The organism is Paenibacillus mellifer (assembly GCF_023195895.1).
Lineage (GTDB): Bacteria > Bacillota > Bacilli > Paenibacillales > Paenibacillaceae > Fontibacillus > Fontibacillus mellifer.
Genome location: NZ_JALPRK010000006.1, coordinates 121738 through 144965, shown reverse-complemented (window position 1 = coordinate 144965; position 23228 = coordinate 121738). Strand labels below are relative to the sequence as shown.

At 58.6% G+C, this 23228-nt stretch carries 22 protein-coding genes; 4 read left to right on the top strand and 18 right to left on the bottom strand.

The window, feature by feature from the left end:
• Positions 1-118: 118 nt before the first annotated feature.
• From M0651_RS09045 to M0651_RS08980, 14 genes are all read right to left on the bottom strand, one after another.
• Positions 119-1597: a sugar transferase gene (locus M0651_RS09045; protein WP_248551517.1), complete on the bottom strand. Its 1479-nt coding sequence runs from the start codon at positions 1595-1597 to the stop codon at positions 119-121.
• The gene (locus M0651_RS09040) at positions 1575-2789 is read right to left on the bottom strand and encodes a glycosyltransferase family 4 protein (RefSeq protein WP_248551516.1); all 1215 of its coding nucleotides are present in this window, start codon (positions 2787-2789) and stop codon (positions 1575-1577) included. Before M0651_RS09040 ends, M0651_RS09045 begins: the two co-directional genes overlap by 23 nt.
• Entirely contained in the window at positions 2786-3973 is a 1188-nt protein-coding gene (locus M0651_RS09035; RefSeq protein ID WP_248551515.1) for a glycosyltransferase, read from the bottom strand. The genes M0651_RS09040 and M0651_RS09035 overlap by 4 nt, the downstream gene beginning before the upstream one ends.
• Positions 3942-5225: an O-antigen ligase family protein gene (locus tag M0651_RS09030; RefSeq protein ID WP_248551514.1), complete on the bottom strand. Its 1284-nt coding sequence runs from the start codon at positions 5223-5225 to the stop codon at positions 3942-3944. Before M0651_RS09030 ends, M0651_RS09035 begins: the two co-directional genes overlap by 32 nt.
• Positions 5222-6358, bottom strand: coding sequence for a glycosyltransferase (locus M0651_RS24180; RefSeq protein ID WP_248551513.1), 1137 nt, complete (start codon positions 6356-6358; stop codon positions 5222-5224). Before M0651_RS24180 ends, M0651_RS09030 begins: the two co-directional genes overlap by 4 nt.
• Positions 6355-7818 (bottom strand): polysaccharide deacetylase family protein, encoded by a 1464-nt coding sequence (locus tag M0651_RS09020; protein ID WP_248551512.1) that lies wholly within the window; start codon positions 7816-7818, stop codon positions 6355-6357. The genes M0651_RS24180 and M0651_RS09020 overlap by 4 nt, the downstream gene beginning before the upstream one ends.
• A 4-nt stretch (positions 7819-7822) precedes the next feature.
• The gene (locus M0651_RS09015; protein ID WP_248551511.1) at positions 7823-9268 is read right to left on the bottom strand and encodes a lipopolysaccharide biosynthesis protein; all 1446 of its coding nucleotides are present in this window, start codon (positions 9266-9268) and stop codon (positions 7823-7825) included.
• Between the two features lie 30 nt (positions 9269-9298).
• Positions 9299-10441, bottom strand: coding sequence for a DegT/DnrJ/EryC1/StrS family aminotransferase (locus M0651_RS09010; protein ID WP_248551602.1), 1143 nt, complete (start codon positions 10439-10441; stop codon positions 9299-9301).
• Between the two features lie 60 nt (positions 10442-10501).
• Positions 10502-11089: an N-acetyltransferase gene (locus M0651_RS09005; protein ID WP_248551510.1), complete on the bottom strand. Its 588-nt coding sequence runs from the start codon at positions 11087-11089 to the stop codon at positions 10502-10504.
• A gap of 285 nt (positions 11090-11374) precedes the next feature.
• Positions 11375-12724 carry a nucleotide sugar dehydrogenase gene (locus M0651_RS09000; RefSeq protein ID WP_248551601.1) on the bottom strand — a complete coding sequence of 450 codons (1350 nt, stop codon included), beginning with the start codon at positions 12722-12724 and terminating at the stop codon, positions 11375-11377.
• 29 nt (positions 12725-12753) lie between these two features.
• Positions 12754-13773: a Gfo/Idh/MocA family protein gene (locus M0651_RS08995; RefSeq protein ID WP_248551509.1), complete on the bottom strand. Its 1020-nt coding sequence runs from the start codon at positions 13771-13773 to the stop codon at positions 12754-12756.
• Positions 13770-14462, bottom strand: coding sequence for a YveK family protein (locus M0651_RS08990; RefSeq protein WP_248551508.1), 693 nt, complete (start codon positions 14460-14462; stop codon positions 13770-13772). The genes M0651_RS08995 and M0651_RS08990 overlap by 4 nt, the downstream gene beginning before the upstream one ends.
• Positions 14463-14473: 11 nt before the next feature.
• Positions 14474-15541 (bottom strand): polysaccharide deacetylase family protein, encoded by a 1068-nt coding sequence (locus M0651_RS08985; RefSeq protein ID WP_248551507.1) that lies wholly within the window; start codon positions 15539-15541, stop codon positions 14474-14476.
• 148 nt (positions 15542-15689) lie between these two features.
• The gene (locus M0651_RS08980; RefSeq protein ID WP_248551506.1) at positions 15690-16964 is read right to left on the bottom strand and encodes a glycosyl hydrolase family 28-related protein; all 1275 of its coding nucleotides are present in this window, start codon (positions 16962-16964) and stop codon (positions 15690-15692) included.
• A 168-nt stretch (positions 16965-17132) separates the two neighbouring features.
• Here M0651_RS08980 and M0651_RS08975 point away from each other — a divergent pair, with 168 nt between their 5' ends.
• From M0651_RS08975 to srtD, 3 genes are all read left to right on the top strand, one after another.
• Entirely contained in the window at positions 17133-18056 is a 924-nt protein-coding gene (locus M0651_RS08975; RefSeq protein ID WP_248551505.1) for a GNAT family N-acetyltransferase, read from the top strand.
• Positions 18057-18225: 169 nt separating this feature from the next.
• Positions 18226-19092 (top strand): hypothetical protein, encoded by an 867-nt coding sequence (locus M0651_RS08970; protein ID WP_248551504.1) that lies wholly within the window; start codon positions 18226-18228, stop codon positions 19090-19092.
• Between the two features lie 3 nt (positions 19093-19095).
• Positions 19096-19773, top strand: a complete 678-nt coding sequence (srtD, locus tag M0651_RS08965) for a class D sortase, LPxTATN-specific (RefSeq protein WP_248551503.1) — start codon at positions 19096-19098, stop codon at positions 19771-19773.
• Positions 19774-19799: 26 nt separating this feature from the next.
• Here the strand turns inward: srtD and M0651_RS08960 are convergent, their stop codons facing one another.
• From M0651_RS08960 to M0651_RS08945, 4 genes are all read right to left on the bottom strand, one after another.
• A complete protein-coding gene (locus M0651_RS08960) occupies positions 19800-20885 on the bottom strand; it encodes a DUF58 domain-containing protein (RefSeq protein ID WP_248551502.1) in 1086 nt (361 codons plus the stop codon).
• Between the two features lie 3 nt (positions 20886-20888).
• Entirely contained in the window at positions 20889-21866 is a 978-nt protein-coding gene (locus tag M0651_RS08955; RefSeq protein ID WP_248551501.1) for an AAA family ATPase, read from the bottom strand.
• Between the two features lie 72 nt (positions 21867-21938).
• The gene (locus tag M0651_RS08950; protein ID WP_248551500.1) at positions 21939-22277 is read right to left on the bottom strand and encodes a thioredoxin family protein; all 339 of its coding nucleotides are present in this window, start codon (positions 22275-22277) and stop codon (positions 21939-21941) included.
• A gap of 96 nt (positions 22278-22373) precedes the next feature.
• Positions 22374-22550 (bottom strand): VOC family protein, encoded by a 177-nt coding sequence (locus M0651_RS08945; RefSeq protein WP_372490917.1) that lies wholly within the window; start codon positions 22548-22550, stop codon positions 22374-22376.
• A 29-nt stretch (positions 22551-22579) separates the two neighbouring features.
• On the opposite strand from M0651_RS08945, the gene M0651_RS08940 reads away from it, so the two are divergent.
• Positions 22580-23179 carry a WYL domain-containing protein gene (locus M0651_RS08940; protein WP_248551498.1) on the top strand — a complete coding sequence of 200 codons (600 nt, stop codon included), beginning with the start codon at positions 22580-22582 and terminating at the stop codon, positions 23177-23179.
• Positions 23180-23228 lie beyond the last annotated feature (49 nt).

Here is a 23228-nt window from a genome sequence, read left to right as displayed (position 1 = left end):
AAGAGCTATTTCGTTAAACGCGGTAAGGTAAGGCGTGAGGAGAATGGCGACAGAGGACTGTGGGCTGTGGGCTGCAGACTGCAACGTTAAACCTCCAATCGGTGAGGTACCAGGCAAGCTAAGATGGTGGCAAGCTCGTCGTTGATGCCATTGTTGTGGCCGCAGCCGTCCCGCTGGATGAGGATGCGGGGGAAACGGCAACGGCCGTACTCAACGATGTCGCGGCCATTTCCGTTCCTCCAGCAGCCTCCACACCCTTGGCCTGCTCTCGCTGGACCACAACCCGAATCGTCTGGAACAGTATTTTCAGATCGAGCAGCAGCGAATATCTTTTGATGTACATCAGGTCGTAACGAAGCTTGTCGGACGGCGTGGTCGCATACCCCGCCATCACTTGAGCATATCCGGTTAACCCTGGCTTCACCATCAGCCGGTAAGTGTAATGCGGCAGCTCCTCCTTAAAGCGATTAATAAAAAACGCTCGCTCCGGCCGAGGCCCGACCAAGCTCATATGACCCAGAAGGACGTTAAACAGCTGCGGCAGTTCATCGATACGGGTGGCGCGGATCCATTGTCCCAGCCGAGTCACGCGTGCGTCATTCCGCCCGGCCAGTACGGGTCCGGTTCCAGCCTCCGCCCCATCCACCATGCTGCGAAACTTATACAGCGGAAACGGTTTTTCCTGCAAGCCAATGCGCTCTTGGACATACAACGCCTTCCCTCGAGACGTCAACGGGATCACAGCAAACATCACCAACATGACGGGAGACGCCATAAATAGCAGCACCGAGGACACCACAAGATCAAAGCATCGTTTAAACACCCGCTCCGGCAGCGTCAACTGCGGCGGCATAAGCGAGTAAACAAGCAAATCGCCAATTTGCTGCGGTTCGGCGTCGGCCAGATAAAGCTCGTAAAAATCAGGAACGATAACCACTTCCATATTTCGCTGTCCGGCGATCCGTGCCCATTCCGCTTTCGTTTCGGGGGCGAGCCCCGGCCCGATGAGCAGCGTCTCCATCCCCTCCCACATTGGCTCTCGCAGTGCTTCGTCCATGCCATGGCCTTCCTCGCGAACGATCCGTTCGACACGGAACCACGGCTTGCCTTGCTCCAGCATATTGCGCAGAACCTGATCCCCCGGGGCCGCACCGCTGACGACAGCGAGTGTCTTTTTGCGACTAAACCCCTTGCTCTGAATATAAAACAACAAGAGGCGTAGTCCGAAAGACAGCAGCAACTGAGCGGCAAATGCGAATAGAAGCAGGCTTGGAGTTAAGCTGAATAAGTTACTCGCATACCCGAACACGATCAGTTCCGCGGCGACGAAGAGCTGCGCCAGCATCAAGTTCCACAGGAATTGCACCGGCTTCCGCCGTCCTGCCAAATCATACAGGTTGAAAAAATAATACGTCATCACCGTAAACATCCCCAGCCAAGGCGCGCTGCGGAACCGGGAATCGCCCAGAACGGCGGGCGAAGTCCAATCCTCCTCCGGCAGCAGCCCGGCTGCAAGCCGGTAACTGGCATAGATCACCAGTAGATCAAGCAGCAAGAGGACCGCCTTCATCCCGTTATTCCGATACAGCTTGATCATAAGCTTCCCCCTCCTCCGCGTCCCCCAGGCGCGGCCGTACCCTGCGAGCTTCCGCACGCCCAATCAACTCTAGCCCCGCATAGATCTCCGCGATTTCGCTGCGAATCCGCTCCAGATCGTACAGCTCCGCCAGCTTACGGCTGTACTCCCCCATACGCCGCCGCAGCCCGGCGTCCTGCTGTAGCCGCTCGATTGCAGCCGCGGTGGCAGGCACGTCTCCTACCGGAACGAGGTACCCGTTACGGCCGGGGACAACGAGGTCGCGGCTGCCCCGTACCGCCGTCGCCACCAGCGGCTTGCCGGCGGCCAGGCCCTCCAGCAGTGCTTTGGGTAAGCCCTCCCGCCTTGACGGGAGCGCCACGGCGTCGGCGGCTTGCAACAGCTGCGGCACATCGCGGCGGTAGCCGAGGAAGCGCACCGCCTGTGCGACGCCGGACTCCGCCGCGAGCTGCCGGAAGCGCGCTTCCTCGCCGCCGATCCCCGCCAGCAGCAGTACGGCGGGGAGGCCCTGGCGGCGCAGCTCAGCGATGGCGCCAATCAGCTGACCCTGATTTTTGTTGCGGTTCAGCTCGGCGACACAAAGCACGGCGAAATCACCTGGAGCCAAGCCAATTTCGCCTCGCAGCCGCTCCCGTTCTCCATCCTCCAGAGCCGCGTGCAGCGGCAGGTCGACGCCGACACCGGGGACGTAAACCGATCGGCCGCGCACCGGAAAAGCGGCCGCCTGCCGTTCATCCTCCCGGTTGATCGTGACAAGAACATCGGTCCACCGGGAAAGGAATCGCTCCAGCGGGTAATACATCAGCCGGTTACGCCAGGGAGCCCCCGCATAGAAATGAAAACCGTGCGCCGTGTATACGACCTTGGGATACGGTCGACCCGCCAGCCGAGCGGCCAGCCGGCAGACGACACTCGCATTAGGCGTGTGCACATGAATCAGGTCGTATCGTTCCCGCTTCAACCAGCCGATGAGCTCTCGCAGCGCTCGAAGGTTCCCCGGAGCGAGCGGGTTACGGCTAAACGGCAGGTCTCGGCACTCAAACTCCGCGTTGGTTACATCCTCCCGGCCATGATCCGGGGCGGCGTAGGCATGGACCGTAAACCCGGCATCCCGCAGGTCGCTCATAAAAGGAAGGTGGAACGCCGCCAAATGGGCGTAAACCGTTGCGATATAGGCTGCTTTACACGTCATCCCCCATGCACTTCCTTCGGCAGCGCCCGGGCTGCCGGAAGCTTCCGGCCGGACGCCTGCTCGTAAAGCTCGATCCATTTCCCGGCGACACGGGACATCTCATAGTTCGCCGCGACGTGCTCCCGTCCGCGCTGCCCCATGGCTCGCCGCTCCTCCGGCGGCAGGGCCATGACCCGCTCCATCGCGCGGGCCAGCGCTGCCGGCTCCTCCGGGGGCACGAGGTAGCCGTTCACGCCGTCCAGTACCACCTCGGCGTTGCCGCCCACCGCAGTCGCGACAATCGGCAACCGCCCGGCGCAGGCCTCTAAGAGCACGATCGGCAGCCCTTCCCACTTCGAGGAGAGCACAAATCCGTCGGCGGCTTGCAGCAGTGCCGGCATATCCGTACGAATCCCGAGAAACCAGATGCTGTCCGACAAGCCCAGCTCGGCGGCTTGCTGTTCAACAGATAGCCGCTCCGGTCCGATCCCGGCGATCCAGAGCACGCTGTTCGGGAAGTTCCTCCGTGCCTCAGCAAAGGCGAGCAACATAGCGGGGTAATCCTTCTCCGGAACGAAACGTCCGGCAGCCAGCCAGATGAACGGGCTTGGACCGTCGATAGCCGGCTGAACTTCCCCCTCCCCCGTTACTCCCAGCTCGGCTCGTAGCTGCTCGGGTCCCCGCTCCTCCCCATCAAAACGGCTGAGATCGATCCCGTTCTCCATCAGCCGAATTTTACGGGCCGGAGCAATCCGGCGCTCGGTATAGCCGCGTACGGCTTCCCGGCTGACGTTGGTCAGTAAATCCCCCAGCGGATCGGTAAGCCGGTACAACATCTCCCGCCACCAGCTCCCTTCGTTGACGCTATGAGCCGTGCACACCAAATACGGAATACGCACGAACAATCGCGTGACCCGAGCCAAAATATTCGCATGGACCAGATGGCTATGAACCACGTCGGGTCGCATCCGCCGAATCAAGCTGACCAGGCGAAGTATCGCTCGAGGATCCGGCACGCCCTTCTTCATGCCAAGGCTGACGACTTCGACCCCCAGCTCTCTCAGCTCCTCCAAATAAGCGACCGGGGGGATCATCGTCACCAGACGGACCTCGCAGCCTCTAGCCCGCAGCTCGCGGCATAACAGCAGGACCTGGTTTTCCGCCCCTGCGTAATCAAAACCGGTGATCAAAAACAAGAGCTTCACGTTTAACCCCCACTCCTTCCCGTTGCTTGACCGGATACAGTGCCAATGCTGTGATCGCCATTACTACGTATTCATAGTTGTAGCCGAAGTCTCCGCTAGCCAAGGCGTAACCGACCGACTGAACCAGCAGGATGGCCAACACCGGCGCGCGCTGAATCGCGGCCCACAAGGAGAATAATACGGCGAATGTCCATAACGTTAGACCCGCGAATCCCCCCTCCGCAGCAATCTCCAACACCAAGTTATGCGGAAAATCCCGGGCTAAAGGCGGCGTCACGCTACCTAACCCGGCGCCGAGAAACGGGGAGGCCTCCAGCTTCTCCAGAGCTCTCGTCTGCAAATCCACGCGACCGATATAATTATCGTCGCCCTGCAACTGGTTCCGGTCGAACAGGACCATAAACCGGCTGCTCTCCACCCAAACCGCTAACTGCTCCGCGTAAGCCGATGCGGTCCCGCCTGCGATAATCAACAGGAAGAGCAGGGGCATGGCTAGGCGTGACAGCTTTCCAAGCTTACGCTCCCGAAATTTGCGAATGAACCATACGCCGAAATACACCGCGTTAGCGAGTAAAAAGGCTGCCAGCGGTCCCCTTGACTGCGTGGACAGTGCAGAAGCTAATGCTGCCCCCAGGGATAGTAGCCTGACCGGCAGCGGAATCCGCGAAGCCCATAAACAGACCGTTGCTGTAATTAGCGAGGTTCGGGCGTTAAAGATCGGATTTCCGCCGGGAAGCGTTAAGCGGCCTGGATATTCTTCGTTATACTCGCCGAGCAACAAATGCAAGACCGCATAGGCCATACCCGCCCAAGCTACGATGGTCCAGGAGAACCGCCCGTACTTCCGGTAGACGAGATAGACATACAACGCCGGAACCACTCCATGCGCCAACAAAACGACTTCTTTCATGATCCCATTGGACTCTGCCGGGGCCCAGGTGAGCGAAATCAAGACATAGGCCAGAAAAATCCCCCATAACCAAATCCCTTGATCCCGCAGCGTTTCGAGTACGATGGACGGTTTAAGCAGCAAGGCGACGCCCACGGGCAGCAACGGCGCACCAATTAATAGGATTAACGATTCGCCAGGAACAGCCAATTTATAGAAATAAGCAAAGAGATCAAAATAGATGCAAAACGCAAACAGGTAGGCGGCGTCTACCTTCATTTTTAGCGACAGCAGGCATTGGAGAGAGAAAAAGGCGAGCGTCGCGACAAGCAACGCCCCCCATACGATGCTAATCTCGGTCATTCGCTGTTCCCTCTTTTCCGCTCTCCAGCAACCCGCCGCATATAGGCTACCCGCGCCGCCTCCTTAACGCTAACGTCCAAATGACGCACATGCTCCCGCTCCACACGTCGCCCGCGCCAGTATCGAGCGAAATTCTCGATGGCAGAGAGATGGCGAATTACGTTCTCCGGCTCCCCCGGCAGTTGGAGAAAGAACATCACCGGCTCCGGAAAATCCGTCTCACGGTAGGCGGCAATCACCGGCAAGCCGTTGGCCAAATATTCGCGCACCTTCAGCGGCGAGGCCTCTTCCATGCCTTTGCGGTACAGCGCCAGCGTGCCGATGGCGAGATCGGCCCGGTCGAGCAGCGGCTGATAACGCTCGCGCGTCATATGACCATGGAACACCAAGTTCGCCGGCGCTTGCAGCTTGGCCGCCTCCAACTCCGCACGCTCCGGCCCGATGATGTCAAACCGCCAGTCCGGTTTCGCCGCGGCCAACCGGGCGATCTCATCCAAGCCCTGCCAGGCCTGGCCGGGTGAGCTCATGAACACAAATCGGACAGGCTCCATACCATCATGGGTCAACGCCTCTCCCCTCTCCTGTCCCGCTGCAAACTGATCCAACGGGATACCGTTGCCAATGACCGTGTAACTCTTCACGTACCGTCGAAAACCGTCGGCTTCGGCCAACTCGCCGCTAACGAACACAAAGCCCCCAGCAGCCGCCAGCACAAGGCCGCGTGTCAGCAAGTGGTAGAGGCGACGGGGGCTCAAGCTGCCCCCTTCCAGCGCCAGCTCTCCCACATCATTCGAATTGATCTCGAGTACGGAAGGGTAGTCGCGGAGCAGCCGCGGCAGAGAAGGATAATACAAGTCGAAGCGATGGTAGATGACATCCGGCCTCCAAGCCCGCACCTGGGCGCTCAACGCCTTAAAGCGGGCGGTACGGCCCAGCCTGTCGTGGTAGACCTCACGAAAAACCGGCAGCCCGCCGGTTTCCGCCTCACCCCACACAGGGGCGGTTCCGCGGCTGAACAGGAACAACGCCGTTTCATGCCCCAGCGCCTTCCAGGTCAGCGCCTGGCTGATGATCTTTTTGAACACACCGCTGTCCGGCCCTTCGTTCCAGTGAATCAGATAGGCGATTCTCACAACTTCTCCCCCTTGCGGCTATTAGGCCCCAGCAGTTCCAGCACCAATCTTCGGTAAACGGATCGGTCCGACGATTTCACGAGCTGGCTGTTATGCCATAACAGGGTGAAATCGCCGTTATACTTTCGGCATTCCAGATACAACCTGCGGATCGTTTCATAGGCTCGTTCGGGGCCAAGCCCCATATATTCCGGATGCAACACCGTCTGATCCATCACGATTAACGGACGCTCCCGGAGCGCCAGCTCCCGGCGGGTCTTCAGGTTAAAGACCGGGAATTCGTAGCAGACGCCGCAGCGGAAGCCCGCCCGGTCCGCATAGCTGAGCGTGCTGTCGTAGTCCAGCCCGGCATCCTCCCAGAACTGCCACGTATCCGGTGCCCGCCAGCGCAAATAATGCTGCCGTCCGCCCCAAACCGCCTGGCGGATTCCGTTGGCTTCGGCGATTTGTCGCAGCTTCTCGTATTGTCTGCGAATGCGCGCAGGGTTCAAGAACGTATGGTAGCCCGGATGCAGTCCGATCTCATGCCCCCGTGCATGAATCTCCTGCAGGAGACGCTGAATTGCGGGATCGTCGATGGAATAATTTCCATCCAAGCCGGATTTCGCCCGGTGCTCCTCGGTTATGAAATAGAAGGCGCTGCGCAGCCCGGCTTGTTCGCTTAACTCCATCAGCCAGTCAAACGTGTTATACGGGTCCCGTTCCAGCGCACGCCGCGATCGCAGGAGAATCCCGGCTTTCTTGCGGGCGGATTCGAAATCCCGACGATGTACGGCGTCCATGAGGATGTCGCGAAGCATGCGAAGCCGGCTGCGGCCATAAACGTAGAACGGATAATCCACGTCATGGCTGAGATAAACGGACGCCTCCCGCTTCCTGCGAGCCAGCTCCGGCCAAAGCCTGCGCAGCAATTCCCACAACAGCTCCACATATTCATTGACGATCGGACGATGCAGGAAAGACTCCCGACAAGCCAGGGAGCGGCGTCCCGGAAACCGGCCATGCCGGTCTCGCTCCCGGAATGCGACCTCTTCATACCTTGTCAACATAAACAAGCCGCTGCCAAATACATCGAGACCCAGATAGAAGCCTTCCTCCCCCTCTTCGCCAAGCGTCTCAAGGTAACGACCGGCACGTCCCCTTTTCCCGAAGATGACTGGCAGGGGTTCCTCCTCCGGTTCTTTTGCAGGCGGCATAAAGCGGTCCAGCGGCAGCTTCGGCAAGGAGGCAGGAGTGAGCCATAAACGGTCAGGCGTTTGCAAGAGCACGTCCGGCATGCGGAGCCTGCGGACCGGAGAATCCTCCCGTTTCTCTGCGGCTTCCGAAGCCAATACCAGTTCGATATGTTCCCCATCCCTGTATGCGATGGTATAGTCCAGACCAAGAAACTCGCCCAGGATCACGCGGTAGATGTATTCTCTCTCGGCGGCCCTTGCTGGAGGTGAATAAATCGTCAGCATCCCGTTATCCTCGCTCCTTGCCCAGTAGTGATATCTCCACAGAACCTTCTGTGGAAGGTTCTACAGAGGTTTCCATGGCGTCCTCCCCTTCGCTGTCCGCCCCTTTGTACTTCCTCACCGAATGCCACGACAACCCCAGGTGCAGCGCATACCCCAACGTGGATGCAGCGCTGAACAGCCCGATGGCAACCTCCGCCGACTGCTGCGTATGCCAAGCAAAATACAGGGAACCCAAGATCAGCGCCGAGCGAATGATCTCCCGATACAAATGCAGATCCTGCCGTTCCATGACATCGATCGTAGAGCCGACGGAATTGGCCACAAACTGGCTCAGGTACATGATCGACAGGATGCGAATAAAGCTGCCCGACCGAGCCCATTCCTCGCCAAACAGGAAGGAGAACATGTAGGGCCCGACGGCTACGATAATGAAGATGACCAATGCGCCAAACAGAAAGACGTTGCGAACCGTTTTGCGGAACAAGGGATATAGTCTACGGGGATTGTTGATCATGGAGTCAGCGGTTTCCGCCAAATACACGTTGCGAACAGAGGTCATAATCAGCGTCATCGGGGATCCGAGAATGCGCTGGCATAACGCGAACCAGCCGGCTACCTGGGGGCCGTAAAACGAAGCAAGCAGGATCGTCGGCACGTACAACACAACGCTGTTCAACAGACCGGCGGCCATCGACAGGAAGGGAAACCGCCGATACCGGTAGGCGCTCTCTTTCAGGTCAGCCCAATCCGAGGTGATGGCCTGACTTTTGACGTCCCGGCGCCACAGTCTCCACTGCGGCAGCAATCCGCCGAATCGGCCGACGATATCGCCGATAATCAACCCCAGCGGGCCGAGGTTAAACAAGCTAAGCCCAATTTGCGAGGATACCTGGCTGAGACTTTGCGTATATTTCGTTCGGGCCAGCGGTTTGAAGTATTTTTTGCGAATCGACCAGTAGTTCAGGATTTGGTAAAACCCGGCGCCGAACAAGCTGACGATAAAAAACAGGTAATAGTGCGTTAAATAGGACTCGTGCAACCAAGCCGACAGCGGCTCCTCCAAGATATGAATCCCGATCCCGCTGGCGATGCTGACCCCGATGCAGATGCGCAAAGACAAGCTCAATACGGTGGAGGCCGTTCGGTCATCCTCCGGCAGCGTTATGGCATTTTCGTACGAAAAAGAAATGACCATCAGCAATATCCCAATGATAGACAGGTACATGGAGTAAGTGCCGTATTCCGTCGGAGAGTAGAGACGTGTCAACACCGGCAGCGTCGCCATCACGATCACCTGGCTGATCATCGTTCCGCTGGCCAGGACGGCCACGTTCCGCAGGAATCCGTCGTTCATGAGCTTCCGCACCAGGCCGGGCAGGCTCCGAATCCGCAGCAGTTTCCCGAGTTGCCTGAGATAGCGGATGATTGGGGAGGAGAGTTTTTTCATCATGTTGGCATAGCCGTCCTTTAATAAAATAAATTAGCTCATCAGTCTGCGAAGGTGCCCCGCGATGTGTTCCTGCACGTCCGCCTCGATCTGCGGCCAAATCGGCAAGGACAAGACTTCCTGCGACAGCCGTTCGGCAAGAGGAAACGTCAGACCGCGGTCGCCATAGACGGGAAGCCGATGTACCGGCAGCGGGTAGTACACGATGCTGCTGATGCCGACTTCGGAGAGCCCCGCCTGAAGCGCATCCCGCCGGCCGTTCAGCACGCGCACCGTATATTGATGGAACACCTGCTTGTCGCCGGCCAGCACCTCGCCCGGAAGCATCAAACCAGGGATGTCCCGCAGCAGCTCATGATAGCGGGCCGCGGCTTGGCGACGGTCCTCGTTCCATGCTTCAATATGGGGCAGCTTGACCCGGAGGATGGCCGCCTGGATCTCATCAAGCCGGGAGTTGAAGCCAACACGCTCGTTGTAGTATTTTCGCTTCGAGCCATGTGTCCGCAGCATCGCTGCAGCCTCGGCCAGCCCGGAGTCGTTCGTCACCAGCAAACCGCCATCCCCGTAGGCCCCAAGATTCTTCGATGGAAAAAAGGAATAGCAGCCCATCTCCCCCATCGTTCCGACCTTCCGCCCTCCTGCTTCGGCACCAAACGCCTGGGCTGCGTCCTCTATCACGATCAGTCCCCGGCGGCGGGCCAGGTGCATCAACCGTTCCATGTCCAGCGGACGGCCGAACAGGTGCACAGGGATAATCGCCTTCGTGCGCGGCGTGAGTGCCGCCTCCAGACTGTCCAGATCCAGGTTGTACGTCAACGGATCGACCTCGGCGAACACCGGATCCGCCCCTACCCGGCTAATCGCTTCCGCCGTGGCGAAGAACGTGAACGGCGTCGTAACCACCTCGTCGCCCGGGCCGATCCCGGCGGCCAGCAAAGCGATAACCAATGCGTCCGTGCCGGAATTCAGCGCAATTGCATGTTTGGTGCCCAAGTATTCGGCGGTTTCTTGCTCCAATCGCTTGACCTGGCTGCCCATGATGAACGCCGCTTCGTCCAGCACATTCTCGATAGCCTCCATCAGTTGCGGCTTAAGCTCCGCGACCTCCCGCTTCAGATCCAGCAGGGGAATCGCCGGCTGCGGTTGCCCTGCGGCCGTTGCCGTTCCTGAATCCATCAGATTACCGGCGGTGTTGTCCGCTTGTTGTCCTCCAATACGAAATGGTTCCATACCCGCTCACCCTTCCTTTGTGATCGCTACGGTGTCCTGCTCCAGCCGGTATTCCCGCCCACAGTCGCCGCACCGTCCAGCCCCGCCGCTAAAGCCCAGCGTCTTGCCGCAGCGGCACACCCAGCCGATCCGCCGGCCCGGCACCCCGGCGATCAGCGCATAGGGTTGTACATCGCGGGTAACGACTGCCCCGGCCGCGATCAAAGCCCACTCCCCGATCGCGACTCCGCATACGATGGTGGCGTTCGCCCCGATCGATGCGCCGCGCCCGACCCGCGTCCTGAGATAATCCTCGCTGCGGTTGCGAGGAAACGCCGCGCGGGGTGTCCGCACATTGGTAAAGACCATGCTTGGCCCGCAGAACACCTCATCCTCCAAAATGACGCCTTCGTAAACAGAGACGTTATTTTGGATTTTTACACCGTTGCCGATGCTGACGCGGTCTGCGATGTAGACGTTCTGCCCCAGGCTGCATCGGCTGCCGATGACCGCGCCGGACGACACGTGGGCGAAATGCCACACTTTGGTCCCTTCCCCAACCTGCGCCCCCGGATCAACAACCGCGGTTTCATGTATATATCCGAATCCGTTCATGTGATTAACTCCTCATAAGATTATTTGGGTGAGAAATGTTGTACAAAGTGCAACATTTCGCGTCCAAATGAACTGCGTCGACCCGAAATGTTGCAATAAGTACAACAATTTGGCGGCTCCAACCCGGTTTGGGGCAGAAAAGTTGCAGGAAGTGCAATATTTCCGCGCGCCCCCCGCCGTTTGGAGCACAAATGCTGCACTAACTGCAACATTTGCGCCAGAGTCCGGAGAGACCTCGATGCACCGCCTGCCGCCCACCCGCTGGCCGCAAGCCATACGGGACAACTACAGCAGGTAATACCGCTCTGGCTTCGCCTGATCCTTCATGGCGTTCCGGGTATCGAGCAGACAGCGGCTGGCGCTGCCGATCAACTCGTATTCAAAGCCCGAATGATCGGTCGTGATCACCGCAATATCGGCCTCCCGCAGACGCTGCTCGGTCATTTCCTCACATGTATAGGTGAGGCCATGATGCTTAAACTCCACGATATGTGTGTCGCTGGTCCATACGGTGGCGCCCCGCTCCTCCAGCAGTTCGATCATTTTCAGCACCGGCGATTCGCGGTAATCGTCGATATCCTTTTTGTACGCGACGCCCAGCAAATAGACGATCGAGCCGCTCAGCGACTTGCGGTCGCCGTTTAAGATATCTCCGATCCGCCGCACGACGAACTCGGGCATCGCGTTGTTGATCTCCCCCGCCAATTCGATCAATCGGGTATGATACCCGTACTCCCGCGCTTTCCAGGTCAGGTAAAACGGATCGACGGGAATGCAATGCCCGCCCAGCCCCGGGCCCGGATAAAAAGCCATAAATCCATAGGGCTTGGACTTCGCCGCTTCGATCACTTCCCACACGTTGATCCCCATTCGGCTGCATAGAACGGCCATCTCATTGGCCAAGGCAATATTGATGTGGCGGAACGTGTTCTCGTAAATCTTCTCCATTTCTGCGACGGCCGGACTGGATACGACGTGCACGTCGCCGTTCAACACCTGGCGGTATAACGCCTCGGCCACCTCCGAGCAAGCGGGTGTGACGCCGCCGACGACCTTGGGTGTATTTTTCGTGTTGTACGTTTTATTGCCGGGGTCCACCCGTTCCGGGGAATATGCCAGAAAAAAATCAACCCCGCAGCGAAGTCCCGTCGCCTCAAGGAGGGGCTTCACCAGTTCTTCCGTCGTGCCGGGATACGTAGTGCTTTCCAGCACGACCAGCATGCCCGGGTGCAGGAAACGAGCGATCTCCCGCGTGGAATTCTCCACATAACTCGTATCCGGCTGCTGATAAATATCCAGCGGCGTCGGAACGCAGATCGCTACAGCGTCCACTTCCCGCAAAAATGCATACTCGGCGGTGGCCCGCAGCCGCCCGTCTTCCACCATTCCGCGCAAATCCTCGTCCACCACATCACCTATGTAGTTGTGGCCCCTGTTCAGCATTTCGATCTTTCGGCTCTGCACATCAAAGCCGATGACCTGGTAGCCCGCCTTCGCCTTCTCGACCGCGAGCGGCAGACCGACATACCCTAACCCAATCACCCCGATCACGGCGGTTTTGTCCTTTAGCTTGCGAAGTAGCTCGGCTTGCCCGTTCCCGGAGTTCTCCGTGTTCTCTGTCCACGTGCTTTGCATTCCGCTATGCATGACCTATCGCCTCCTTTCTATCCAAGCGTATAGGCAGGTTCGCCGCTGCCCCCGCCGGTCATGTCCAACGCCAGCTTCACGGCGCGAATGCCGTCTTCCAGCGTAATTTCCGGTTCACGGTCCTCCTGGACCGCCTGGACCAGGTCGGCAATGATACATTGGTGACCCGGCACGCCGTAAGGATCCTCGTCCACCCTGCGGATCAGCGCCTCTGTCTCTTCCCGCGACATCGATGCGCATACCCAATGCTGGATCCAGTTGGCCGTCTTGCCGCTGATCACGGCGTAACCCTCCTCCCCGAAGACGGAGATGCTTTCCTCGAGGTTGTGTCCATACACCGTGGTGGCCGCTTCGATCACGCCCAGCGCGCCGCTGTCCAGCCGGATCGCCGCAATCGCCACATCCTCCGCTTCGATCTGCTTCAGCCGCGTGGCGGTCAGCGACTTCACCTCCGCGACCGGACCGAATAACCACTGCAGCAAGTCCAGGCCATGAATCGCCTGATTGAGCAGCACACCGCCGTCCATCGCCTTCGTTCCCCGCCAGGCCGCCTGGTCATAATAGGCTTGGCTGCGGTTCCAGCGAACGGTCATGTTCACGTGGCTCAGCTTGCCGAATCGCTGTTCTGCCACCGCCGCCTGAAGCACCTGCATCGCCGGGCGGTACCGGTTCGGATGCACGACCGTAGCTTTGACGCCGCTGAAACGAACGGCTTGCCGCAGCTCCTCCGCCTCCGTCAGGTCCAGCGTCACCGGCTTCTCCAGCACGAGATGCTTGCCTGCGTGGAGCGCCTCCAGCGCCAGTGCCCCGTGCAGCCCGCTGGGCGCGCAAATACATACCGCGTCAATGTCCGGCTGCTGCGCCAGCATAGTGCCGAGATCCGGATAGGACGCGGCCGGCGTGATCGCCCGCAGCTCTGCCAGGCGGTCCGGATTCGGATCGCACAAGGCCACCAGCCGGGCGCCTTCTGTTTTTCCAATGGCCTCGATATGCTTATAAGCAATATGCCCGCAACCCGCGATGGCGAAATTCATCATTTGACCGCTCTCCCTTTATATTTCTTCTCGATCCGAATCAGGGTGTCGCCCAGCTCCGAATAATCTTCCGACAAGTGCCGTCGTGCCTGTCGACTTTTTTTGTTGCGCATATGGCGAGCATCCAAAATCAATGCCAGGCTTAGTCCCGCAAACAAACCCACGAAGCAGGCAAGCGCGAGATTCAACGCTTTGCGCGGACTGACCGGCGTCTTGGTCTCCTCCAGACTGGCGGAATCGAGAATCGAAACGTTGGCCCCTTCCACGATCTCCTTGGATTTGGCGATAAATGTTTCAGCGAAGGCGTTGGCGATCGCTACCGCCTGCTTTGGCTCGTCTCCCGTATAAGACAGCAGGATAACCAGCGTGCCCGGATCGGTGCGAACTTTAATTTTCTTCAGCATTTGGATGACCGTGTCTTGGGTGGAAACCTTCTTTTTGACCTCAGCGGCGATATAGCGGCTTTGAATGGTGTCCTCATAGGTTTTGGTCAGCATTTGGCTGGCCAGAAACTCATTGTACGTACTCGATTCCGGATTCGCGGCGATATTGGCGACCAAACTCACATTTGCCCGGTAGGATGGGGTCACCACTTCATTCAGAAGAATAGCCAGTCCGATACAAGTCGCCATTACGATGATAAATGCTAGAAAATGCCGCCGAACGGCGTTCCACACGGCTACCATATCCATGATCGTTCACCTCATTCGATTATTGCCTGCAAGCTCCAATTCTCGGCGAGTTCCGCAGATTCGATGGGGGTATCCTTTGCCGCCTGCTTTGCCCCCGCCCCTGCCAGAACCCGTTCCCCTAACTCCTCCATGTTCAGGCTGATCATCCCGTATTGCTCGGCCAAACGGCGGTAGTGACGCACGACGGCTTCCAACGATCTGAACATCTCGTCGTCCGCCGCGTTATACGGATGAAGCCAGAGATGATACACCTGCCCCTGGCGGGCGGCATGGGTCATACTGTCTTTGATCCTCTTTATTCGAAGCGGCTCCAGCCGCCTGAGCGGTCCGGGCGGTGTCCGGAAGAAGAAGCTGGCCGGCAGATCGATCGGCAGCTTGGGCGAGATGGAATCCACCGGGTACGTGTGGTGCCCCGTCAAGTTCATGTAGCTGTCGCCGAGCCTAAGCGCCCGGCGCAGCCAATGATCGGAAACGGAATATCCTGCGCGGTACAGCGAGTGGCGGGGATTCCCCCGGTAGGTCTTGAAGCCAAGCTCCGGCAGCTTGCGCATATACTGACGGCGCAGCTGGTTGCGCGGGAGCACCAAGCTTTGGAGGGGAATCCCCCGCTTCTCCGCCGCAGCTACAGCAGCCTGCAGATCGCTGTAAAATTCGTCGACGGTCTGCCCTTTCTCCATACAGTAAAAGTGAGAAAACGTATGGGAGCCAATCGCTTGGCCCGGGGTTCTGTGGATGTGCTCAATCAGCGTTGGAGCATAGAAATAAGGATCTTCCGCCTCCCCATCCCCAATGGCTCCGGTTTTGATCTCGCCGTAAGGGGAGAGCCTGTTGTCAACGTACCCCGGTTTGAGCGCCGGCAGACCCGCCAGCAATTCACGCCGGTCCGCAAAAAACAGCAGCCCCACCGTCGCCCAAGTTGCGTGGACACCGGCCTCCCGGAACAATTCTAGTATGTCGGGGATTCGCTCCCTCTCTCGCAACCATTTTGCTCCATACTCCGCCTTGGTATAAAGATCGCGAACTCCCCAATAGAGCTCGAAATCTAGCGATATGACCAAGATTCCCGCTTCCTTCGCCAATTTCACTCACCTCTTCTCGGGCCAAGCCGTGGCATCTACCGTTCTACCAAGTTGGTTGCTATATAGTCTTATATTCCGTGGGCAGCCAATTTAGTAGCCTGAATTTTAAAATTCACCTCATGTATGACGTATGACCGAACCTTCACGATTATTGAACCACCACGTTGAGATTGGTCATTGAGGAGGTTTTCACTTTGAAAGCGGCAGCCGTAATTCGATTCCCCGTACAGAAAATATTCTTTTGCGAGTACCCTCGTAGATACGTCGTCAGGTCGATCCCGCCGCCCTTCGGCATGCGAATCACATTGTTATCGATTCGCCCATTCTCGGCGTTTTGCCAGGTCCAGATCCCTCGCTCGCCGTTTTGCAGCTCATTGCCCCCGATGACGAAATCGCGGATATTCCCGAGGCGAATCGCCGTCGTCCCCTTGATTTCACTTTGGCTGCCCATGGTGATGGCATTGCCCCGAAGGGTCACGTTCTCTACGACGGGCCCGGCCCCGACCTCGATCGCCGCGTAGAAGCTACCGCTGCCCGCAATTTGATTCCCCTCTACGACGTTATCTCCCGCATAGATGCTGATTGCCGCATACATATCCGGTGCCAATCGACCCTTTTCCACACCCATATAGAAGTTGTTACTCAGATAAGGGTTGTTGATCGTATTGCCGCGCACAGTCACGCCTTTTGCAAACACCTTGACCGCCCGCTTGGCACAATAATCGAAGCGGTTGCCGACGATTACACTGCCAACTGCTGTACCGCGATTCTCTTCCATGGCCGGATCCTCATAATAAATGCCGTCACCATCGTCCGCCGGCCCGATATGATGAATACTGCAACCGGTGATCGTTACCTTTTGGGCGGCCCGTTCCTTGCTCCCCCAGGTTGTTGTAACGTAGATTCCCCGGGCGACAAGACCGGCTCCGCCCCCGTTTCGAGCGATGACATCCGCGATCTCCGACCCCTGGATGGCAATCGACTCCGTGTTGCCAAGTACGACGATGCCGGACACGACGCCCGCATAATAATCGCTGCGACGGTCGCCGCTATGCGTGGCCCCCTGGACGAGCAGCCCTTGAACCGTCACCCGCGCGCTGCCCCCGGCGATCGTCAACACCCGGTTCACCCGGCGATTGCCGTCAAGGACAAGGCCGGTCAACAAAACGTCTTTGCCCGTCACCCGCATGAGCTCCCAACCAAAACTGCCGGACGCCGCGCGGACGACCGAGGTACGGCCGTCTCCCTTGACCGTGGTGTTGCCGCCAACCCTCAGCGTTTTGGTCGGATTGACCAGGTAAACTCCCTTGGGGAAATAAACCGTGTCCCCGGTTGCCGCCGCCTGGTTAAGCGCCTTCTGAATGGCCGCGGTGTCGTCCGTTACTCCGTTCCCCTTCGCCCCGAAATTCGTTACTGATATCATGGTCTTCCCTCCTATGCGTTTGTTGATTATATTTAATGCCAAGTCTCTCCGGAGGGAGCGGCATATGCCTTGGTCAAACCTGCCTGCTTCCGCGCATATTCGACCGGACAAGATCATAGGCTGGCAATAAGGCACGGTATGCCTTAAAAAGAAACCAGAGGTACTCCTATGGACAATCGCGAGTTATTGGAAAAATGGGCGGATTTTCACGTCCACAAATGGGGCTGCACCGCACGCTTAGCCCGTTGGGAAGCCCCGAATTCAACTGCGTGGGGCGAAGGACTGTTGTTCTTTAACCGCAAAGGTCACTTGTATTTGCCGCCTTTGAATCCTTACCACCCCTTCGCGTTTCACCCGACGCCGACAGATAAGCCCTACAAGCTGACCCGGCAATGGCACGAAGCCGCCAAAGCGATGATTCCGGATTTGCTGAAGTCCCAGCGCAGCGCAAGCTTCGTACTCCCACCTGAAATTACCGACATCCGTCCCTTTCTGTGGAGCGGGTTTAAAGCAGAAGTGAAATATACGTATGTCGTGAAGCTCCCCTACACCCTCGATCAGGCCAGTACGGAGATTCGCGCGAAAATCAAAAAAGCGACCGCCGCCGGTTACCGGACGGCGTTGACCTGGAACATGGCCGAGGTGCATCAGTGCCTGCAGGGCACGGAATCACGGCAGGGCTTCAGCCACCAGCTTACGCTGCAGGATCTGGAACGGGCCCAGGGCCTGCTCGGGGAACAAGCTTTTCGCGCCTATGTCTGTTATGCGTCAAGCGGAGAACCGGTCAGCGCCAGCGTCGTGGTTGCCTTGGACGGCCGTCGCGCATTCGGGTGGATCGCTGGCAGCAAGACGGAACATTTGAACCGGGGCGTGGTTCAACAATCGCAAAGCTTCGCCTTGCAGGACTTATCAGACATTGGTTTCGCCGAATTCGATTTCGCCGGGGCTAACCTCCCGACTGTCGCTTATTCCAAGACCAACTGGGGCGGTCAGGCCACGCCCTACTATCTCGTCCGCCCTCCGGGGGTTAAGGAGGTTCTTCGGGCAGGGCGCGATTGGGTACGGTTTGCTCGAGAACCCCGGTCCCACTGATCGACGAAACATCCGCTTGATTTTCCCCCTTCCCATTTATTGAAATTTATATATAATAGACATAAGTAAAGGTTCGTTATAACGAACGGACTAGCGAATGATACTTACCCTCCGTCATAGCTGCTGCAACCTGGGAGGGCCGAGTTATAAGGGAAAGGATGGGGACGATTTGAAGAGGGTGAGGTATCGGGGCTACCGTAAATACGCTATGGCTGTATACGCCGTTTCCATCCTGGCTGGGGTCGTATGGCATGCGGGACAGGCCAGCGCTGCGGACTCAATCAAGCTGCGGATTGGAACGGAGTTAAGCAGCGAGCTGCCGATGAGCAATTTAAAACCCGGAGACCGGGTAGAACGCACGTTTACGGTCGCCAATGACGGCAGCGTCGCCTTCGATTACAAGGTTCGAACGCGCTTCGTTTCAGGGGACACCGAGTTCTTTGATGTTCTTCAGTTGACGGTGAAGGACGGGGACACCGTCATCTATGACGGCGCGCTGCATCTGGAGCAACAGGATATCGCCTTGGGACGCCTCGCGGCGGGCGGGGAGAACGAGTTGGATTTATGCGTGGTATTTCCGGAAGAGGCCGGTAACGAGTATCAAGGCAAAGCGGCGACGATCGCTTTCGGCTTCACCGCTTATGCGGAGGAACCCTCGAACGGCGGAGGCGGAGGCTCCAATCCTCCGGGGGAAGGCCCCTCACAGCCAACGGATCCAACACCGGTGAACGGCGGTAACCCTCCAGGCAACCCTGGAGTGAACCCGGATCCACCTGGCGGACAGCCTCCGGGGAATCCTCCAGCGAACAATCCCGATTCCTCCACGCCGGAGCAGCCGGAAGATCCCGGTCTGCCGCCGCAAGAGCAGCCGCAAACGCCGACAGACCCAGGACCAGGACCGGGGCCGGGCGACAGCGGCCCCGGTATGATGGAGGAGTTGCCACAAACGGCGAATCCATGGTTTAACCTGATTCTGATCAGCTTGTTCGCCACAGTCGGAACCGGCATGTTCCTCCGCAAATCGGGACGGCAATAAACGATGCGGGGTAAACGTTCATTACTACGAATGGCCGCATGGCTGGTGTTTTCCGGCTCCCTGGTCGTGTTGGCCTACTCTACGTATCAGGCAGTCCGTGCCCCGATGGAGGCGCATCAAGCCCTGCGGCAGTGGGATGCGCTGAAGCGGGAAACGGAGGGCGGCAGCGCGGCACGAGCCGCAGACGAAAACCCGCTTTCCTCGGCGATAGCCGGAAAGCTTCAGCAGACGGGCGGCGGCGGGAGCCCGGCGGCGCCTGCCCGAACGGCGGCGGACGGCGAGCTTCTTGGTGAGATCGCCTTCCCTTCCCTTGATCAGCGCTATGCGATCTTAGAGGGGACCGGGAATGAACCGCTTAAACTAGGGGCCGGTCATTATACCGGCAGCCCGCTCCCCGGTGAAGACGGCAACAGCGTACTCGCCGGACACCGGGATACCGTCTTTCGCAATCTGGGCAAGCTTAAAGCCGGCGATCGGATCGAGGTGGAAACGACCTCCGGGCGCTACACCTATGAGGTGACGGGACGGAGAATCGTCGACGAGAACGATTCCGATGCGGTCCAGGCCTCCACCGAACCGCTGCTCACGTTAATTACCTGCTACCCGTTCACCTATGTCGGACCCGCTCCGGAACGACTGCTCCTTACGGCAAAATTAATAGAAGAAGCGCCGGCTACCTGACCGGCGCTTCTTCTATGTCCAGCGACTTAAACCGCGGGTATCTCCATCCATTCCACACCGTTGCCGTTTTGTCGCAGCAACTCAGCGGTTTCCGCCAGCTTCTCACCCTGGTGGCAAGAAATGATCAGGTAATCGGTGTCCGTCGCCCCCGCCTCTAGTTCGATTTCTAGCATCCGGATCATCGTCGCGGTTCTGTCCAGCACCATCCGAGCCATAGTTTCGAGCAAAAGCGTGAGCTGATCGGAGGAGGCATACGGCTCGATGCGAATCGGCTCCTTCGGCCCGTCGGCCAGACGTGCATTACTGGCAAACCCAGCCGCCAACCCGCTCCGCAGCGCTTGTTCAGCCACAGTCGCCGCATAACGGATCCCGAGCTCGATGCGCTCCGGTTCGATCACCGTTCTCCACATCGAATCGCTGGTCTCCAAGTTCAGGAAGATCATCAGCCGATGGTCGGCCGTATAATCGCGTTTATGTACCTGGAGCTCACCGGTGCGGGCCGTCGCCTTCCAGTTAATATGGCCAAGCGGGTCGCCTGGCCGATATTCGCGAATGCCCGCCGTCAGAAACGGATCCTCAATGATCCAGCGCCGGACAGGCAGCTCCCCCAGCCAGCTGTGGTTGGGCAGCGGCAGCTCCTGCAGCTCCAGAATCCGCGGGTACACCAGCAGCTCTAAATCCAGGGGAAATTGCTTGACTTCCGCATTCAGCCCCAACGGATCGCCCGTCGTCATCGTAGCCGACTCCAGTCGGTATTGTCCCCGGCGCGAGCAGATCACCTCGTGGCGCCGGGTAATTTGCCGGTAGGACCGCAAGTAAAACAAGCTGCTGTGATTCTGATAGATCTCCCCGGCATGGATATTTAGATTGCTTTGCCGCCCGAACGTCAGGCCGGCGGCGATGCTCGACTCGAGGCGCAGCCATGGCAACGGCAACAGCTTGGCGTTGGCGATGACCTCGACCATTTCGACGGTATCCCCTTCGAACACCGCCTGTTCGGTGAAATAGCGTCGATAGCGGATTCCTTTAAGCGCCCGCCAGCGGTAAACCAACGCCAATGACATGAGGATCAGCGCGGCGCTGACAAGTAGCCATGGTAGCTGCATTGACATTGGTTAATCCCCCTGTCTCCCCTTTGCCGCAAGCACCGTCTCTGCCGGCACCTCCACCTGCTCGAGCACCTGACGGACCACCTCGGCGCCGGGCTGATCCGCACCGCGCAGCCCGTGGCGCAGGAGCAACCGATGCGCCAGCACCGGCTCCGCCACCGCTTTGATATCATCCGGCGTCACGTAATCGCGGCCTCGAACCAACGCATACCCCTGCGAGGCGCGCAGCAGGCTCATGCTCGCCCGCGGGCTCGCCCCCAGCTTAACCTCCGGATGCTTGCGGGTCGCCTCGGTGATTGCTACGATGTAGGCGAGCAGGTCTTCTTCTACGCGGACGGACTGCGCGAATCGCTGCGCCTCCGCCACTTCTGCGGCGGAGGCGGCTGGGCGAATCTCTGCCAACGGCTGGCGCTCTTTGAAGCGCCGCAGAATGGACACGCCCTCGTCGGACGTCGGGTATCCCATGGCGATCCGCATCAGGAAGCGGTCAAGCTGGGCCTCCGGCAGCGGGAACGTTCCCTGCTGATCGACCGGATTTTGCGTAGCCATGACCAAGAACGGCGCCGCAAGCGTATGCGTCACTCCGTCGATCGTCACCTGCCGCTCCTCCATGCACTCCAGCAGGCTGGACTGCGTCCGCGGCGTCGCCCGGTTGATTTCGTCGGCGAGCAGCACGTGGGTGAACACCGGTCCAGAACGGAACTCGAATTCGCCGGACTTTTGATTATAGAAATTAATGCCGCTCAAGTCCGATGGCAGCAAGTCTGGCGTAAACTGAATCCGCTTGAATTCGCCGCCGAGCGATTTGGCCAACGCTTTGGCTAGCAACGTTTTCCCGGTACCCGGCACGTCCTCCAGCAGCACATGCCCGTTCCCGAGCAAGGCGGCGAGCAGCAGATCCACCACGTCCTCCTTCCCAACCACCACCTCACTGATATTGCGGCGAATTCGCCCGATGACCTCTACCACTTCCCGCAGTTCCATAGTAAAACCACCTTTATCGCAAAATTTAAAAGTCCGTTGTTACCGCTTTCCTTTTGCTATTGGTTAAAGCGATCAGGCCTGAAGCCACTCGCTTAAGTCCACCACCGAACGCATGGCGTATTCCTGCCGGATCGGCTCGCCATCCTGCAGCACGATCAGACAGGGGACACTGGCGATCTGCCACCGCTCCCGCAGTTTCGGGGTATAGTTAATATTCAGCTTAGACACCGGAATGCAGGGGCCGGACGCCAGGACGATCTCCAGCATCTTTTCCGCCAACTGGCAGGTCCCGCAGAGGGTCGTTACGAACAATAAGGCCTCCCTGCCGGCTGCCTTCTCCGCATTCTCTGTCTCCACCATCTTCTCCGTTTGCATTAGCCATTCCTGCTCGGTGATTTCGCGTAGGGGCACGGGCTCCCACCTCCTTGTCATTCTCCTAACTCCTATCATAGCATAGGAAAACGGCCCTTTCGCCAAAAAAGCGAAAAGGCCGCCAAGAATCCGGCTTTACGCCGGGCGTTTTGTAAACACATAGAAGGTGACACCAAACTTGTCGGTGACGATGCCGTACGTCGGGCTGAAGTAAATGGGCTGGAGCGGCTGCTGCACCTCTCCCCCTTGCTTCAGACCATCGAACAATCGCTGTGCTTGCTCCACCGTATCCACCGTGAGGCATACGGTCACCTGATTACGTGCGGGACCGCATCGACCAAATGAAAAACCGCGTCGATTTCGTATCTCCGACGCGGCAATCCGCCTTTCCGTATTTGGGACTGCTGCTGGAAGGAGCCATTCAGCAGCAAGTTCTCCATATCAACTACGAATCGCGCCGCGGCGTCTCTACCTGCCGCCAGATCCAACCGGTCGGTATCTTTGCGAGCGGCGGCCTATGGTATTGCCCGGCCTATTGCTTCGAGCGACGCGATTTTCGCTTGTTCCGCTGCGACCGCATCACCTCGGCCGAGTCCGCCGAAGGATCCGAAGCCCCGGAACCGCTCGATCTGCGCCACATCCACCTTGGCAACTGGGAGGAGCATCTCGGCCGCAAGCCAGCATTGCTGGACTGTGTGGTCGAACTCAGTCGGCTGGGCGTCGAGGCGTGCGAAGGCCAGCTCATCCACCGCGGCCTGGAACTGCACGTCCGTGAGGACGGCTCCGGCCGGTTGGAGGGATCCATCCCCGCCAGCGAGCTTCCGTACCTCGCGACGTTCTTTATCGGCCTCAACCACGATGCGACTGTCCATAGACCACCGGAGCTGTTGGACTCGATCAAGCGAACGTTAAGTGAACTGCTGGAGAAGTATCGATCCTAGAGTAACGCGCATAACTCTAATAAAAAAATTAGTCCTTGGTTCTAAGGAC